Origin of the sequence: Streptomyces sp. R302 (genome assembly GCF_012927245.1) — a bacterium.
GTDB lineage: Bacteria > Actinomycetota > Actinomycetes > Streptomycetales > Streptomycetaceae > Streptomyces.
In genome coordinates this window covers 682910-698915 of sequence record NZ_JABBGE010000003.1, presented here as the reverse complement: position 1 = coordinate 698915, position 16006 = coordinate 682910, and the positions used below count along the sequence as shown (strand labels likewise).

Genomic DNA, 16006 nt, shown 5'->3' with positions numbered 1-16006 from the left:
AAAGAATCTCGGTTTACCGTGCATGGGACACACTCCGTATGGGTATGGTCACCCGAATTCGAGCCGGTCGACCGCGGAGGCGTTCCGCGGAGTGAGCCGGTCCGCCCCCGACGCCGTGCCGGCGACGCCCGCGAGGAAGCCCCGTGCCCGCGGCGAGGCGGTGGCTTTCAGCCACTCGGGGGCGATCTCGCAGACCGCGACCTTCACCCCGGTGCCCGCCAGGGCGAGCGGCAGGGTGTGCACGACGGTGGACGGGAAGCTGACGATGGTGGCGCCGATCGGGCCGCGCCGGGCGATCAGCTCCAGCGGCAGGTCCGGGCGGACCACCTGGAGCCCGGTCTCGACCGCGATCCGGTGCAGCTTCTCCGGGGTCTCGCGGCGGTGCGCGAAGTAGCGGGTGGCGCCGTGGGCGCGGGCGAGCTGCCCGACGACCCGCAGATAGTGGTCCGCGTCGATCACGCCGGTCTCGACGAGCGAGGTGCCCACGAGGTCGGCGCCGCCGGTGAGCGGCGGCGGGCCGAAGCGCTCCCGCGTCCACGCGTAGGCGTTCTCGGTGACCTCGGTGCCGGGCGGCGCCTGCACGGGCAGCGAGGTGAAGATCTCGACGGTCCTGCCGGGGCCGGGGGCGAGCCGGCGCCGGGCCAGCGAGGTGACCGGGGCGAGCAGCAGCTCGCGCGGCCCCATGTCGCCCTTGCGGTGCCAGCGGACGAGCCGCTCCCCGCCCGCGAGCTGGGCGGCGAACTCCATGGTCGCGGTGCCGTCGTCGACGACCGTGACGTGCCGGGGCCCGAAGAGCGTCAGCAGCAGCTGGACGTAACGGGAGAAGGGGTCGCCGACGATCACGCGCTCGGCGGCGCGCAGCGGCCCGCCCAGCTCCCGCAGGGTGCGGACCAGCGCGCCGCGGCCGGCCCGCGCCTCCTGCCAGTGCACCTCGAAGCCCTCGTCCCGGGCGAGCTGGGCCATCCGGCGCAGCTGGCCGCGCGACATGGGGTCGGTCGGCGAGAGGACGACGATCCTGAGGCCGTCGGGGGTGCTGAGGCCGTCAGAGGTGCTGGGGGTGTCCGGAGTACCCGGAGTGCTGGGGGTGCCGGGGGTGCCGGGGGCGCCCGGGGTGCCGGGGGCGCCCGGGGTGCCGGGGGCGCCCGGGGTGCCCGGAGTGCCGGGAGTACCCGGGGTGTCCGGAGTGCCGGGAGTACCCGGAGTACCCGGAGTGCCCGGAGTGCCGGGGTCCGGCGCCGGTGCCTGAGCGGCATCCGGCGCCGGGACGGGAGGGGGCGCGGCGGCGGGGACGGTTCCCCGGCCGCGCGCGTGCGCCCACTCCAGGACGTTCAGGAGCTGGACGGGGCTCTCGACGAACGCCAGGCGGCCGGTCATGCGGAGACGGGCTCCAGGACGCGGCGGAGCTTCTTCATCGGGCCGAGCTCCGACTCGTACACCTTCTTCACGCCGTCGCCGAGGGCGGTCTCGATGGTGCGGATGTCGCGGACGAGGCGCTCCAGGCCCTGCGGCTCGACGGAGGCGGCCTGGTCCGAGCCCCACATGGCGCGGTCGAGGGTGATGTGGCGCTCGACGAAGGCGGCGCCGAGGGCGACGGCGGCGAGGGTGGTCTGCAGGCCGGTCTCGTGGCCGGAGTAGCCGATCGGGACGTTCGGGTACTCCTCCTGGAGCGTCTGGATGACGCGCAGGTTCAACTCCTCGGCCTTGGCCGGGTAGGTGGAAGTGGCGTGGCAGAGCAGGATGTTGTCGCTGCCCAGGACCTCGACCGCGTGGCGGATCTGCTTCGGCGTCGACATGCCGGTGGAGAGGATGACGGTGCGGCCGGTGGCGCGCAGCTCGCGCAGCAGCTCGTCGTCGGTGAGGGAGGCGGAGGCGACCTTGTGGGCGGGGACGTCGAACTTCTCCAGGAAGGCGACGGCCTCGGTGTCCCACGGGGAGGCGAACCAGTCGATGCCGCGCTTCCTGCAGTGCTCGTCGATCTGGCGGTACTCGTCCTCGCCGAACTCGACGCGGTGGCGGTAGTCGATATACGTCATCCGGCCCCAGGGGGTGTCGCGCTCGATGTCCCACTGGTCGCGCGGGGTGCAGATCTCCGGGGTGCGCTTCTGGAACTTGACGGCGTCGCAGCCGGCCTCGGCGGCCACGTCGATCAGCTTGAAGGCGTTCTCCAGATCGCCGTTGTGGTTGATGCCGATCTCGCCGCAGATGTAGACGGGCCGACCGGGGCCGGCGGTCTTCGGGCCGAGGGTGCGCAGGCGGGAGTTCATGGTGGTGCTTCCTTCAGTTCGGGAAAGGGGTGGGGGTGTTCAGCTCGGGTCCGAGGAGCCAGGCGGCGATCTCGCGGATCGCTCCGAAGCCGCCCGGGGTGGCGGTGACCGCGCGGGCCGCGGCCCGGACGGAGTCGTGGGCGCTGCCCACCGCGACGGGCCAGCCGACGAGGTGGAAGCAGGGCAGGTCGTTGACGTCGTTGCCGGCGTAGAGGACGCGCGCCGGGTCGATCCCCTCGGCCTCGCACCACTCCTTGAGGGCGAGGTCCTTGCGGTCGATCCCGTGCAGGACGGGGATCTTCAGCTTCCGGGCGCGGGCGGCGACGACGGGGTTCTGTTCGGTGGAGAGGATGAGGACGGGCAGTCCGGCGCGGCGCAGGGCCGCGATGCCGAGGCCGTCGCCGCGGTGGGCGGAGACGAACTCCCGGCCCTCCGCGTCGAGGTGGACCCGGTCGTCGGTCTGGGTGCCGTCGAAGTCGAGGACGACCGCGTCGACGTCGGCGAAGGCCGGGGTGGCCGGCTCGTCGAGGAGCGGCGCGAGGGCCTTGGCACGGGCCAGGTCGTGCGGGTCGTCGATCTCCAGGACGCGGGCCGGGTCGGTGACGACGAGCGCGGTGCGGCCGAAGAAGCGGTGGCCGTGGGTACGGAACCCGGACGCGTCCATCGCGTAGACGGCGCCGGTCTCCAGGTACTCGGCCTCGCGGTCCTGGCGGCGCGGGCGGTGCGCCTTGTCGTGGTTGACGCCGGTGGCGCCGTCCTCCGTCTCCTTCCACAGGAAGCCGTGCGAGGGGGCCGCCGTGAAGGCGGTGTCGGCCTCCCCGTCGACGATCCGGGCGACGGCCGCGGCGACCTCGTCGGAGGTCAGGAAGGGGCTGGTGCACTGGACGAGGAGGACCACGTCGGCGGTGCGGCCCGCGCCGGCCTCGAAGGCGTCCAGGGCGTGCAGGACGGCGGACTCGCTGGTGGCGGTGTCGCCCGCGATCGCGGCCGGGCGCTGGACGGCCTCGGCGCCGAAGGAGCGGGCGGCGGAGGCGATGGCGTGGTCGTCGGTGGAGACGACGACGTCGGTGACGCCGACCGCGCCGAGGCAGGCCCGGACGGCCCGGCCGACCAGCGGGATCCCGGCGACCGGGGCGAGGTTCTTGGCGGGGACGCCCTTGGAGCCGCCCCGCGCGGGGATGACGGCGAGCACGGTGGGGCTCGGCTTCTTCGTGGGCATCACAGTTCTCCCAGGCGTCGGACGACGGGGGCCACGCGCTGCACGCCGTGGCGGTAGGCGCCGCGCGCCGCCTCGCGGACGATCCGGCGCAGCCCGCTGTCGCGGGCCGGGGGCGCGGTGACGTCCAGGCGGTGGCGGGCGAGGATCCCCGGCAGGTAGCCGGGGGCCGTCTCGGCGGTGTAGTAGGGGCTGATCGGGGGGAGTCCGGGCAGCGCGAGCAGCTCCGCGACCCGCGCGCGGGCGGCGTCGAAGGCGGAGTCGTACGAACCGTCCGACGCCACTCCCTGGCGGGCCAGCCACTCCTCGTCCGGCTCGGGGGCGTGCCCCGCGTCGAGCCGGTCGAAGGAGGTGAGGAGCCCGGAGCCGATGAAGTGGTGGTTGCCGTTCACCTCGCGGACCCCGCAGTCGGTCAGGATCGCGGTGGGGATGCGGCGGTGCAGGGCCTCCAGGGCGGCCGTGGAGGAGACGGTGACCAGCAGGTCGGTGCGGTCCAGGACCTCGCCCATGTGCCCGTACACCAGACGGAAGTTGGCGGGCGGGTCGAGGTCGCGGACCAGCCGCTGGTACGGGTGCTCCTCCAGGTGCGTGGTGTGCTCGCCGGGCTTGGAGCGGAGCTTGAGGAGGACCTCGCGCTCCGGGTGCAGCCGGGCGTGCCGGACCAGGCGCTCCAGGACGTACGCCCGTTCGTTCCGGGTGACCGGGACGGACGGCTGGGCGGCGAACACCAGGGTGTCGCGACCCTCCTCGCGGCGGTGCGGGGCGCCGCCGAGGAACGGCAGGGCGGCCTCGACGACCGACTCGGCACCCGCGCCGACCCCTTCGTACACGGCGCGGAAACGTTCCGCGTCGTGACGGGAGTTGGCGAGGACCACGTCGGCGCCGTGGCGCAGGAGCAGGCCGTCGGCCAGCTTCTCGTAGACGACCCCGACATAGCCGGTGACGATCACCGGCCGGCGGTCGAGACCGAGGTCGGCGAGGCCCTGGAGGACGGCCCGGACGGTGCCGCCGACCAGTGCGAGGACCACGACGTCGTACCGCTCGCCGCGCGCCTCCGCGTCCCGCACCTCGCGCAGGAACTCGGCGCCGGTCACCTCGCGCGGGGCGGCCGTGGAGGCGCCCGTCTCGGCGAGCTGGCGGGCGGTGGGGGTGGCCCGGCCGCGGAGGACGAAACCGGTCGGCTCCGGTGCGGAGCCTGCGGAACCTGAGGCGTCCGCCGGGGTGATGCGGCGCGCGGTGAGCGCACCCCATTTCCACCGGGTGTCGGAATCCGCGAGTACGGCGACCCGTACCGCTTCACTGGAACTTTCTGGCACGTCGAGGACGCTAGAAGTCCATTCCGGTCGGCGGCCCAACTGGGCCACAACAAACGGTGAACAGCACCTCTCCGTGAACTGAAGCGGCCCGGGATTCAGCCGTTGGACGGCCCGAAATCCCCTCGGGTAAAGGCGGTTAATCAGCCCGCCGCTTCGTGTTCACCGAAAATCCCCCGGACGGTCGGCGAAGCGGCCGGGGCGGCGCCTAGCGTCGGCCGCGTGGTCAAGCTCTCCGTCGTCGTGCCGTTCTTCAACGTGCAGACATACGCCCCCGACACCCTCGCCGGTCTGCGCGCCAACGCCCGCGAGGACGTCGAGTTCCTCCTCGTCGACGACTGCTCGTCCGACGACACCCCCGACATCCTCGAACGGGCCGCCCGGACCCTGCCCGGCGCCGTCCTGATCCGGCACGAGCGGAACGAGGGCCTGGCGACCGCCCGCAACACCGGTCTGGACGCGGCCCGCGGCGAGTACATCGCCTTCCTCGACGGGGACGACTGGCTCTCCCCCGGCTACTACGGGCGGCTCCTCGCCGCCGCCGAAGGCCTCGGCTGCGACTTCCTGCGCACCGACCACACCTCCGTCAGCGGCCGCGCCCGCTCGGTCCGCCGGGTGCCCGTGCCCCGCCGGGGCGAGGTCCTCGACCCGCGCGAGGCGATCCTCCCCGCCCACCGCACCACCTCCGTCGACTACCCCTTCGCCTGGGCCGGGATCTACCACCGCCGGCTGCTCGACCAGGGCCTGCTGCACTTCCCGCACGGGCTGCGCACCGCCGAGGACCGGCCCTGGATCTGGCGGCTGCACCGCGAGGCGAAATCGTTCGCCGCCATAGGTGAACTCGGCGTCTTCTACCGGCGCGGAGTGGCGACTTCCCTCACCCAGATCGGCGACGTCCGGCAATTGGATTTCATCCGCGCCTTCGACCAGGTCGTCGAGGAGACCGCGAAGGACAAGGACGCCGAACGCTTTCTCCCGAAAGCCGTCCGCACCTATTGCGCGGTGATCGCCCACCACGTCGGCTCCATCGAGAAGTTCGAGCCCGACGTGGCCCGGCAGCTGAAGGCGATGAGCGCGGGCGCGCTGCGCCGCATGCCGCAGGACGTCCTCGACGCGGCGCTGACCGCGATGGGCGGCGACCGGGCCGCCGTCCTGCGCAAGCTGCGCCGCCGGCGGCCCGCACCGCCGCCGCCGGCCCCGCCGGGCGGCCGGCCTCCCGCGACCGGCCCGAACCCCTCGGAGGTGGCCGCGTGAGCACGGCCCGTACGACCCAGATCCTCGCCGCGTCCACCCTGTACGGCGCGGTCACCCTGGCCGCCGCCATAGACAGCGGCTGCTTCGGCGCCGCCGCGCGGCGGATCCTCCTCGTCACGAACAACGCGCCCATCCCGGAGACCACCCCCGCCTTCACCGAGGCCGAGGGCTTCGACCGGATCCGCGGCCGCTTCGACGAGGTGATCTCCTGGAACGAGACCATCTCCCCGCTCCACCCCGGCGGTTGGACCCCGCGCGGCCAGGACGTGCCGATGCTCCAGCGCCACCTCCACAAGGCGTGGAGGCTCGGCGACGACCGGATCGAACTCGTCCTGGAGTCCATCCAGGTCACCCCGGCGCTCGCCGTCGCCACCCTCCTCCCGGAGGCGGCGATCACCGTCTACGCGGACGGCCTGATGAGCTACGGCCCCACCCGCAACAAGATCGACCCGCTGATCGGCGGCCGCGCCGCCCGCCTCCTCCACCTCGACCTGGTGCCGGGGCTGCGGCCGCTGCTGCTCGGCGAGTTCGGCGCGGTGCCGGAGACCGTACCGGTGGAGGCCTTCACCCAGGCCGTCGAGGAACTCGCCGGCACCGACGCGCCCGCCGGCGACGGCGAGGGCCCCGCCCTCCTCCTCGGCCAGTACCTCGCCGCGATCAACCTGATGACGGCCGCCGAGGAGGAGGAGCTGCACCTGAGCATGGTGCGCGGCGCGGTCGCCCGCGGCCACCGGCGGCTCGTCTTCAAGCCGCACCCCAACGCCCCCGACTCCTGGACGGCCTCGCTCACGGAGGAGGCGGCCCGGCTCGGCGCCGCGCTGACCGTCGAGACCCGCCCGGTCCTCGCCGAGGTGCTCTACCGCGAGCTGCGGCCCGCGCTGGTCGCCGGCTGCTTCTCCACGGCGCTGATGACCGCACGCACCTTCTACGGCCTGCCGGTCGCCCGGGTCGGCACCCGGGAGCTCCTCCAGCGGCTCACCCCGTTCCAGAACAGCAACCGGATCCCGCTGACCGTCGTCGACGCGGTCCTGCCGCCGCTGGTGCCGGGCCCGGACGACGAGGAGCCGGTGACGGACGCCGCCCGCCTCGACGACCTGGTCGCCGCCGTCGGCTTCGCGATGCAGCCGAACATAAGGGCCGACCTGCGGGAGGCGGCGGTACGCCACCTGTCCGGGCCGTACGCCGAGCGCACCCGGCACCACTTCACCCGCCGCCGGCTCACCGTCCTCGACCTCCCGGGCGGCCTCCCGGTCCCCCGCCACCCGAGGGTCCGCCGCCTGGCCCGCCGGGCCCTGCGCCTGCGCAAGGCCCTGAAGAAGTAGCCCGTCGAGACCGGGCCCGGGACCGGTGCGGCGGTCCCGGGCCTCCGCCGTCACGGGCGGCTGATCGGCTCCTGGATCTCGGTCACCCACCCGGCCGGGTCCTCCGGGCACTCCAGGTACAGCTCACGGGAGAAGCCGGCCGACGCGTACCCGTTGGTGTCGATCCAGGCGGCGAGGGTCTGCGAGGTGGCGAGGACGTCGTCCATCGACCCCCGGTGGACCACGGTCGCGGCCTCCTCGATCCCCGGCAGCACGTGCACACGCACCCCCTCGGCCTCGGCGCCCTCGGGCACGGTCATGCCGGCGTGCACGACGACCGAGCCGTCGCCCTTCCCGGCGTCCTCGTAGTACGCGACCCCCGGCCCGAACCCGGTGACCCCGGCGGCCTCCAGGCGGCCGCACAGCTCCTCGTACAGCGGCCCGATGACGGGCGTGATGGCCTCCGGCTCGAACCCGGCGGCGACCGCGCTCAGCTCGGCGATCCGGACGGCCGGGATCTTCTTGACGACGACGTCCTGCGTGGACATGCGTCCCTCGCTCTCGATGGCTCGGAGCCGCGCACCGACCTGGGCGAGCCGCGCCCGCGCCGCCTCCAGGGCGGCCTCCAGTTCGGCCTGCCGCAGCCGCAGCATCCCCCGCAGCTCCTCCGCGCCGATCTCGTCGCCGAGGATGGCCCCCACCTGTTCCAGCGTGAAGCCGAGGTCCTTGAGCGCGATGACGCGATTGAGCCGCGCGAGCTGCTCCGCGGTGTAGAAGCGGTAGCCGCTGTGCGGGTCGACGTGGGCCGGGCGCAGCAGTCCGATGGCGTCGTAATGGCGCAGCATCCGGACCGACACCCGCCCGTGCCGGGCGAAGTCTCCGATGGTGAACATGACGCCCCCTACTCAAGACTCTGACACGGAGGGAGAGTCAAACGCAGAGCTCGATGTCGCGAGCATCCGGTCTCGACCTCACACCATTTGAATGCTCCCATCCCTGCTCAGGGAGAGGATTCCTGGCTCGGGTCGCCTCCTGGAGCCACGCTCCAGGAGGTCTCACACCCTCGGCACCAGCCGGGTCCAGACCTGCCCGGACGAGCATCACACGGGCGGAGTTCTTGTCCCTCGGGGACGTCGCTCCGCACGCATCGCACGTGTAGGTACGTTCCGACAGCGGCAGGGCGTGCTTGGCTCTCGCTCCGCACCGCGCGCAGTCCATGGTGGTGTGGGCCGGGTGTACAAGACGGATGTCCCGCCCGTGTTTGCGGCCCATCTCGATCAGAGCGCTCTTGGTCGCGCCGATCGCCGCGTCAGCGGCCTTCCGTGCCATCATCGTCCTGGCGAGGAACCGGGGACGGAAGTCCTCCACCGCGACGACGTCATGGTCGCGCATCACCTTCTTGGCCCACTTGCGGCCCGTGTCCACACGCTGCCTGGCGACCTTCTGGTACGCCTTCGCCCGCAGCCGCTTCGCCGCCCGGTACCCCTTCGAAGCCGCCTTCCCCCGTTCGGGCCTACGGCGAGCCATCATCCGGTCGTACCGGGACAGCCGCTCCTTGGCCTTCCGGCCGAACTCCGGGTGCGGAAGGTTGTGGGCATCACTTGTGGTGGTGGCGATCTCCTTCACGCCCCAGTCGATCCCGAGCACCGCCCCGGTCTCGGGCAGGGGCTGGGGCGTGGCAGGAACCACGAAGGAGGCGTACCAGTGCCCGACGGCGTCGCGGTGAACACGTACGGACGTCGGGTCGGCAGGCAACGCCCGTGACCACACCACCGACAGCACGATCCCGCCCGCGAGGTGCAGTCGTCCGTCCTTCAGACGGAATCCGTTCCGCGTGTAGTTGAGCGTCGGATCGGCCACACGCCTCTTCTTGTACGCAGGGAGTCCTGCCCGCCGCCGAACGGGCAGGCGATCCTTGATGTCCTTCAACGCCTTCGTGCGGGCCCTGCCGAAGTCACGGATGAGTTGTTGCTGTGGCACCGACGATCCCTGGGCAAGCCAGGGAGTGATGGCCCGCGCCTCGGTGAGCATCCGGTCCAGCCTGGCCGGTCCGCACTTCTCACCGGCGGCATGCGCCTTCTTCGACCGCACGACGCACTCGTTCCAGATCCACCGGCATCGATCCCACTCCCCGAGCAGCGCGGCCAGCGCCGTGGACGACACACGAAGCCGGTACGAGTACCGGGCATGCGCCGTACCACCGGCTGCTGTGGAAAAGGTTGCCATGATGCGACCGTAATACCGCCTTCGGCTGTTTCTTCGAGAATTCAGCGGCTTCACACGAACGGACGAACGGGTGACGTCAAAGTCAGGCGGCGCTGCTCAGGGAGAGCTTCACGGCGAAGCCGAGGAAGAGGGTGCCGGCGGCGGTGGTGGCGCCGGCGGAGAGGCGCTTGCGGCGGCGGAAGGCGGCGGCGAGCCGGGTGCCGCTGAAGATCAGCGTCGTCAGGTAGAGGAAGCTGCCGAACTGGAGCAGGGCTCCGAGGACCAGGAAGGAGAGCGCCGGATAGGCGTAGGAGGGGTCCACGAACTGCACGAAGAAGGAGATCAGGAAGAGGATCGCCTTCGGGTTGAAGAGGCTGATGACGAGCGCCCGGCGGTACGGGTGCTCGGAGGGCCCGCTCTCCGCCGCCTCGGCCGCGACCTCGGCGGTCTCGTGCCGGGAGCGCCACATGGCGAGGGCGGCGCGGAGCATCCCGTACGCCATCCAGGCCAGGTATCCGGCGCCCGCGTACTTGACGATCGTGAAGAGCACCGGCGTGGTCTGGAGCAGGGAGGCCGCACCGAGGGCGGCCAGCGTCATCAGGATCGTGTCGCCGGTGAAGACCCCGGCGGCGGCCTTGTACCCGGTCCGCGTCCCCTTGCGGGCGGCGACGGACAGCACGTAGAGCGAGTTCGGCCCCGGCAGGAGGATGATGAGGACGAGCCCGGCGAGATAGGTCGGCAGATCGATGACACCCAGCATGAAGCGGAGTGTCGCACACCAGTTCTGGTAAAACACTTATGGGGGTGGTCACCCCGTAATGACCCCGCGACTCACGGGCTCAAGGTCGGCCCACGGGTCAGGCTCCCACACCGGGTGCACGGTCACCTCGGCCAGACCGGGCCCGGTCCTGGTCAGCACAACTCGGCGTACGAGCTGGCGAAGCAGGGCGTTGCGCTGTCGCGCGTCCAAGGCATCCCACGCTTCGGCCGCGCCGGCAATCAAAGCCTCAGCCTCTGCGCGGTCCGGGAGAGGCTCGTCGTCGGGGAAGCTATCGAGCTGCGCTTGTGCGTCGGCTCGCTTCTTTCGGGCGAGGGCGAGGGCGTCCTCGTACTCGTCCTGCTCCCAGTCGTCCGGGTTGGCTGCGTGGTCCGCTCGCAGTCGGGCGATGGCGGCGCGGTGCCGGTCGACTTCGGCTTGCGCCTGCACTCGCGCGCGGGCGCGGGTGGCCTGCTCGGCAGCGAGGTCACGGCGGGGGCTGACGTCTGTGGACGGTGCATTGTCGATGCCGTCGGCGGCCCGTTCCTTGAGCCACTTGGTCACCTCCTTTTCAACGATGCTGCGCGGGACGAGTACGCCCTCGCACGAGAGACGCCCATACTTCGCTCGTCGGGTGCACCTGTACGAGTAGCCGGGTTCAGTGGTGGTGCTGCCGTGTCGGCGTCGGGTGTTCAGACTGGTGCCTGATCGGCACCCGCCGCAGGTCGGCAATCCGGCAAGTTCGTACGTCCCGGATCGGGCGCGGGGCTTGGTGGTGCGGACGGTCTGACGGCGTGCAAGGTACGCCGTCCACAGGGCGAACTCGATCAGCTCCTCGTGCGTACCTTGGATGTAGATCTTCGAACGACAGTTGCCGTCCTTCTTGCGGCATCGGTGCTCGGGGTCGTGCACGCGGAGCAGGCCAGCGGGGAAGCCGCTGTCCATGTACCAACGCAGGGTGTCGGTGCTCCACAGGCCGCCCGAGTTGTTCCGGTGTCCCTGACCGTTCAGGGACTGCACCAACTGCGGGAATCCCTTGCCTGCAACGTAGGCGCGGTAGAGGTCCGCGACGACGGGGGCGATCGCCTGGTCGGGTTCGTACCGCTCCTTCTGGAGCGTTTCCGTTTCAGGGTTCCAGCGTCGGTGCCAGACGTAGCCGAAGCGCTTTCCGCCGCTGGCTGGCAAGCCCAGCTTGTATTGCCGGTGCTCGTGTGTTTCCTTCCACTGTTCGCCGGCGCGGTCACTTTCGAAGGCGGCGAACTCCAGGATCATGCCGCGCTGAAAGCGGCCGATGGCGGTGCTTGCGTCGACCGGCTCCGTGGCGGATTCGAGCTGACCGCCAGCAGCTTCGAGCTTGGCGAGCCAGAGCGCGTTTCCGGTGCGGTCGCGGCCAAACCGGCTGTACTTCCACACGGCAACGCCGTACGCGTCGCCTCCCTCGACGCTCTCGACGCACTTGGTGATCTTGCGTTTGAAGTGACGTCCGCTGACGTCGAGGTCGGTCACCCACTTCACGATGCGACGGCCTGTTCGGGCGGCCCACTGGGTAATTGCCTCGCGCTGGATCTCTGGTGAGATCTTCTCCTCTTTGTAGGTCGAGACCCGGATGTACCCGAGCCACGGTTCGCCCCCCTCGTCGTGCAGGGGGCTGCGGAACGTGTCCGACGGTTTCACTGTGCCGTCCGTTTCTCCTCGGTGGTGTAGGTCGGGCGGTGGCGGAGGTGCACCACGTTGCCCGGGGTCTGCTCGTCGTCCTGGTGATGGCCGGGGGTCGGCGGGGCCGGGTCCGGGACGAGCAGACCGCGCGCAACGTGGTGGAGAGCCAGGACGTAGCCGGCTTGGTGCGCTTCGGCGAGCTGATCGTCGGTGATCTGGTGGGTTCGGGTGATCATCACCCAATAGAGGAGGGGGACCGTCGCGACGGCGCCAAGGATGCCCGCATCGGTGAGGGCCTGGGTGCTGGTGGCCCATCCGGTCGCCCCGACGGAGAGGGCGGCGGTGAAGAGACCTGCGGTGATGAGGGGCGCGGGACGACGGAACAACGGGTGACCTCCGGGCAGTGCTATTCGGCTCGGGCCTCGCCCTCGCCGTAGTTGGTCTGGTCTTGCAACGTGCGCGTCATGTTGAGGAACAGCTCACGCTTGTGGGGGTCGGTGATGCCGAGGTCGTCTGCGGCTTCCTCGGGGCTGATCTTGCGGGCGGTGTCCGTCGTGGGGTGCTGGACCTGGTAGAGCTGCTCGTCGCTGATGACGCCGGTTCGCACGAGGATCTCGGCGAGGGGCTTGTTGATCGCGGCGGCGAGGGTGCCGAGGACGCGGGTGTCCGTGACCGCTTCGCCCCGGAGGAGCCGTCCGACGGTCGAGGCGCTGAGGCCGCTATCTGCGGCGAAGCGGGAGCGTCCGCCGCTGCGTAGGCCGGTGACGTCGTATCCGCGTCTCACGAGTTCCTGGGAGAGCCACGCGGCGAACGCCCTGCGCGTCGCCTCGTTCTTGTTTTCTGCCATGGCAGAAATCTAGCGCGCTCGTTTCACTGATGAAACAGCGAGTTCTAGACATGGCTCCCCCTCCCCTCGGCTCGGCACTACTCGTTCGACCTGTCACGTTTAAGTCGAACGTGAGTTCGATAGTGCCCACCTTTCAACCACTCTGTCAACGCGAAGCACATGACTCCGTCACATGCCGTTACATCTCCCGACCAGCAAGTCTCGGGCACGGGTCTGACATCGCCCCACCGTTTTTATCTTTCACGAGTGAAAGATAGGTGCTATCTTTCTGTCTCGGCAGACACGTATCTGCCAGGAAAGAAGGACACGCCCATGTACGACCGCGCTCTCTTGCAGCAGGCCGCCACCGCGCACGGGGTCGGCGACTACAAGGCTCTTGCCGCAGACCTCGGCATCCCGCCCGTTACGGCATGGCGCCTGTGGGGTGGCGTGACCGCCCCCTCGGCCCGCCTCGCGGCGAAGGTCCACGCCCGGTACGGGCTCACAACCGCGCAGCTCATCACCCCGGCAAAGGCCGCCGCATGACCGGCCTCGTCATCCCCCGAGAGCAGGCATTCGCCAACGCTCGCCGCGTTCTCGACATCGCCCTCGCCGACATCGCCGCCGACTACGCGACCGGTCGCCTCTCCCCCGAACGAGAGCTGATCGTCCGCCGCCTGCTCCGCCAGCAGCGCGAGCAGGCCACCCCCCAGCCACTCGCCGCCTGACACGCGAAAGGGCCGCCCGGTGGCACCCGGACGGCCCGACCGATCCCCCGAAGGAGACCGACTCATGAACCCCCAGCGTACCCAGCTCCACGCCGCCGCCGCGCTCCGTGGCGGACAGGCCGGCCGCAAGCACGTCGAGTTCCGCAACCACCTCGCCGCCGAGCTGCACCGGATCGCCCCCGGCACCGTTCGCGTCTGCTTGACCCCCGTCCACACCGACCCGTCCGGCGTCCCCACCCGCCGCACGCTCGTGTCCCTCGCGACCCTCACCGGCCAGCCGATCAAGGCCGACGCCGAGGCGCACCGCGCTGCCCGCCGCCTGCTCGTCGACGCGTTCCCGGGGGCCGACTGGACGCGCCCGCACATCTACCGCGCCGACACCGGCCGTCTGATCGACCAGACGCCGACCGCGCCGGCCGCCCTCGGCCTCGACCCGGAGGTGAACCGGTGATCCGTCCGACCCTCACCGCCGACGGAACCGCCGTCCGCCTCCCGGTCACCCTCGCCGCCTCCCCCCTGCTCGACGAACTCGCCCTCGCCTACGCCGAGGACCCCGACCTGTTCGGCCGCCTGCTCACCGCGCACGCCGCCAACGTCGTCTCCCTCGACCACGTGGTCGTGAGCGACGACGCCGCCGACTGGGAGCGCGCCGTCCGGGCCGCCGAGGCGGACGGGTCCCGCGACTCCCTGCTCGACCGGTTGGAGGCCGCCGAGCGCCTCGACGACCTGCTCGACGCCGACGACGCCATCGCCCTCGCCACCTCGCTCACGAAGCAGGCCGCCGCCATCCGCCACCGCACCCCCGCACAGGAGAACCGCCCGTGACCGTCACCACCCTGCCCACCGCTCAGACCGCACCGACCGCCCCGACCCCGGCCCCGGCCCCGTTCCCCATGGCCACCTCGGCGTACGAGCCCGCGCCCGCCGGGACCCCGGCAGACGCCCCCCGCGTGTTCGCCGTCATCGCCGCCGTCATGGCCGACGCCATGCCGGTGGGCAAGAACCAGCGGAACGCGTCGCAGAACTACCAGTTCCGGGGCATCGACGACGTCATGTCCGCGATGGCCGGACCGATGCGGAAGCACGGTCTGTTCATCCTGCCCCAGCTCGCTCAGCAGCAGATGCGCAGCGACGGCAAGTTCACCCGGACCCTGATCACGATGCGGTACCGCGTCTACGGCCCGGCCGGCGACTGCCTGATCGCCGAGACCCCGGGCGAGGCGTTCGACACCGCCGACAAGTCCATGAACAAGGCGCAGTCGGCCGCGTTGAAGTACCTCCTGTTCACCCTGTTCATGCTGCCGGTGGACGGACGCAGCATCGACGACGGCGACCGCGACCACCCAGTCGCCGGCAACTCCCCGCAGCAGCAGCGGGGGCAGCAGCGGCCCCAGCGCGGGCAGCGTCAGCAGCAGCGGCGGGCGCCGCAGGGCGAGGAGCAGCCGCAGCAGCAGCGCCGCCGGGACTACGCCGGGGAGGCCCGGAAGGCCGCGAGCGAGGAGCAGTTCGCCGCAATCCGGAAGGCCGCCGAGGACGCCGGCGCGCCGCCGGAGTACATCGCCGAGCTCGATGCCATCGCCGCCCAGAAGCGCGCCGCGAGCACCGCGCCGCAGCAGCCTGCCGCCGGGCCGCAGCAGCAGGCCCCGCCCGCCGCACCGGCCCCGGCCGCCACCCCCACGCCGCCCAGTGCGCCCCCGGCCGCCGCCGAGGAGGCGCTCAGGATCGCCGCGTCTCGCGCGCACCTGACCACCCTCGACGCCGATTTCGAGCGCGTCTACGGCGTCCCGATCGCCCAGGCCAGCGCCGTGCAGCTCCACGCGTTCCGGAAGAAGATCGAGGGGACCGCCGCATGAGCGCCGTCGAGAAGAAGGTCGAGGCGCCCGACGCCGAGTTCCTCGCGGCCGTCCTGCGGCATCGGCAGGCGATGCGGGCCCAACTCGACCGCGCCGAGGCGATGTTCGAGGACGTCAACAGGCAGGCCGCCACGCTGCTCACGCAGCAGTACCAGGCAAGCCGCAGCACGAAGGCCGACGTCACCCTCGACGACGGCACGAAGTTCGGCACCGTGACCCGTGTTGGCGGCGAGGCCGAGGCCCGCGTCGTCGACCGGCCCGCGTTCGAGGCATGGGTGCGCGACACCTACCCGGAGCACTTCGACTTTCGGATCATCCCGGCCCGCACCGAGGTCGTCATCGACGAGCAGTTCACCGCGCGGGTCCTCGGAGCCGTGAACGCGGCGAACACCCCCCGGTACGTCGACCCGGAGACCGGAGAACTGCACGACGTGCCCGGGGTGGCGATCCAGCCGACCAAGGCGCCGCACTTCCGATGGCTTTTCACCAAGACCAGCAAGCGGCAACCCCTCGACGGCCGCGCTCTGGTCGCCGAGGCCGTCGCGGCCAAGCGGCTCGACCTCGACACGCCCCCGGCACCCCCCGCGCTCCCCCCGGCCGACGAGCCGGCGCCCGAGCAGTCCTGAACACCCG

The 16006-nt window shown here is 71.6% G+C and carries 18 protein-coding genes; 8 read left to right on the top strand and 10 right to left on the bottom strand.

Translation table 11 applies throughout. The annotated features are described in order from the left end of the window. Positions 1 to 48: 48 nt before the first annotated feature. Genes HHL19_RS13025 through HHL19_RS13010 form a run of 4 tightly spaced genes read right to left on the bottom strand, consistent with a single transcriptional unit; the run spans position 49 to position 4796 of the window. Positions 49 to 1374 carry a hypothetical protein gene (locus tag HHL19_RS13025; protein WP_169088842.1) on the bottom strand — a complete coding sequence of 442 codons (1326 nt, stop codon included), beginning with the start codon at positions 1372 to 1374 and terminating at the stop codon, positions 49 to 51. Beyond that, entirely contained in the window at positions 1371 to 2264 is an 894-nt protein-coding gene (locus HHL19_RS13020; protein ID WP_169088840.1) for an N-acetylneuraminate synthase family protein, read from the bottom strand. Before HHL19_RS13020 ends, HHL19_RS13025 begins: the two co-directional genes overlap by 4 nt. A gap of 13 nt (positions 2265 to 2277) precedes the next feature. Beyond that, a complete protein-coding gene (locus tag HHL19_RS13015) occupies positions 2278 to 3483 on the bottom strand; it encodes an acylneuraminate cytidylyltransferase (protein ID WP_169088838.1) in 1206 nt (401 codons plus the stop codon). Beyond that, positions 3483 to 4796 carry a DUF6716 putative glycosyltransferase gene (locus HHL19_RS13010; protein ID WP_169088836.1) on the bottom strand — a complete coding sequence of 438 codons (1314 nt, stop codon included), beginning with the start codon at positions 4794 to 4796 and terminating at the stop codon, positions 3483 to 3485. The genes HHL19_RS13015 and HHL19_RS13010 overlap by 1 nt, the downstream gene beginning before the upstream one ends. Before the next feature lie 219 nt (positions 4797 to 5015). Here HHL19_RS13010 and HHL19_RS13005 point away from each other — a divergent pair, with 219 nt between their 5' ends. Beyond that, a complete protein-coding gene (locus HHL19_RS13005; protein ID WP_169088834.1) occupies positions 5016 to 6047 on the top strand; it encodes a glycosyltransferase family 2 protein in 1032 nt (343 codons plus the stop codon). Further along, the gene (locus HHL19_RS13000) at positions 6044 to 7369 is read left to right on the top strand and encodes a polysialyltransferase family glycosyltransferase (RefSeq protein WP_169088832.1); all 1326 of its coding nucleotides are present in this window, start codon (positions 6044 to 6046) and stop codon (positions 7367 to 7369) included. The genes HHL19_RS13005 and HHL19_RS13000 overlap by 4 nt, the downstream gene beginning before the upstream one ends. Before the next feature lie 50 nt (positions 7370 to 7419). Here the strand turns inward: HHL19_RS13000 and HHL19_RS12995 are convergent, their stop codons facing one another. The 6 genes from HHL19_RS12995 to HHL19_RS12970 all read right to left on the bottom strand — a co-directional run bounded on the left by HHL19_RS12995 (position 7420) and on the right by HHL19_RS12970 (position 12813). Continuing rightward, positions 7420 to 8241, bottom strand: coding sequence for a MerR family transcriptional regulator (locus HHL19_RS12995; protein ID WP_169088831.1), 822 nt, complete (start codon positions 8239 to 8241; stop codon positions 7420 to 7422). A 37-nt stretch (positions 8242 to 8278) separates the two neighbouring features. After that, complete coding sequence (locus tag HHL19_RS12990) at positions 8279 to 9574, bottom strand: transposase (RefSeq protein ID WP_240981589.1); 1296 nt, start codon at positions 9572 to 9574, stop codon at positions 8279 to 8281. An 82-nt stretch (positions 9575 to 9656) separates the two neighbouring features. Next, on the bottom strand, positions 9657 to 10313 hold the full coding sequence (gene leuE / locus HHL19_RS12985) for a leucine efflux protein LeuE (RefSeq protein WP_169088829.1): 657 nt from the start codon (positions 10311 to 10313) through the stop codon (positions 9657 to 9659). Between the two features lie 48 nt (positions 10314 to 10361). Beyond that, positions 10362 to 11984 (bottom strand): recombinase family protein, encoded by a 1623-nt coding sequence (locus HHL19_RS12980; RefSeq protein ID WP_169088827.1) that lies wholly within the window; start codon positions 11982 to 11984, stop codon positions 10362 to 10364. Then, a complete protein-coding gene (locus HHL19_RS12975; RefSeq protein WP_169088825.1) occupies positions 11981 to 12352 on the bottom strand; it encodes a hypothetical protein in 372 nt (123 codons plus the stop codon). Before HHL19_RS12975 ends, HHL19_RS12980 begins: the two co-directional genes overlap by 4 nt. 20 nt (positions 12353 to 12372) lie before the next feature. Beyond that, a complete protein-coding gene (locus tag HHL19_RS12970; protein ID WP_169088823.1) occupies positions 12373 to 12813 on the bottom strand; it encodes an XRE family transcriptional regulator in 441 nt (146 codons plus the stop codon). Between the two features lie 312 nt (positions 12814 to 13125). Between HHL19_RS12970 and HHL19_RS12965 the strand changes: the two genes are divergently transcribed. The 6 genes from HHL19_RS12965 to HHL19_RS12940 all read left to right on the top strand — a co-directional run bounded on the left by HHL19_RS12965 (position 13126) and on the right by HHL19_RS12940 (position 15999). Then, the gene (locus HHL19_RS12965) at positions 13126 to 13338 is read left to right on the top strand and encodes an XRE family transcriptional regulator (RefSeq protein ID WP_169088821.1); all 213 of its coding nucleotides are present in this window, start codon (positions 13126 to 13128) and stop codon (positions 13336 to 13338) included. After that, a complete protein-coding gene (locus HHL19_RS12960) occupies positions 13335 to 13520 on the top strand; it encodes a hypothetical protein (protein WP_169088819.1) in 186 nt (61 codons plus the stop codon). Before HHL19_RS12965 ends, HHL19_RS12960 begins: the two co-directional genes overlap by 4 nt. Positions 13521 to 13584: 64 nt before the next feature. Next, positions 13585 to 13971 carry a hypothetical protein gene (locus HHL19_RS12955; RefSeq protein WP_240981538.1) on the top strand — a complete coding sequence of 129 codons (387 nt, stop codon included), beginning with the start codon at positions 13585 to 13587 and terminating at the stop codon, positions 13969 to 13971. Beyond that, positions 13968 to 14345, top strand: coding sequence for a hypothetical protein (locus HHL19_RS12950; RefSeq protein ID WP_169088817.1), 378 nt, complete (start codon positions 13968 to 13970; stop codon positions 14343 to 14345). The genes HHL19_RS12955 and HHL19_RS12950 overlap by 4 nt, the downstream gene beginning before the upstream one ends. Then, positions 14342 to 15373, top strand: a complete 1032-nt coding sequence (locus HHL19_RS12945; protein WP_346768297.1) for an ERF family protein — start codon at positions 14342 to 14344, stop codon at positions 15371 to 15373. The genes HHL19_RS12950 and HHL19_RS12945 overlap by 4 nt, the downstream gene beginning before the upstream one ends. Beyond that, on the top strand, positions 15370 to 15999 hold the full coding sequence (locus HHL19_RS12940; protein WP_169088815.1) for a hypothetical protein: 630 nt from the start codon (positions 15370 to 15372) through the stop codon (positions 15997 to 15999). Before HHL19_RS12945 ends, HHL19_RS12940 begins: the two co-directional genes overlap by 4 nt. The last annotated feature ends 7 nt before the right edge of the window (positions 16000 to 16006 follow it).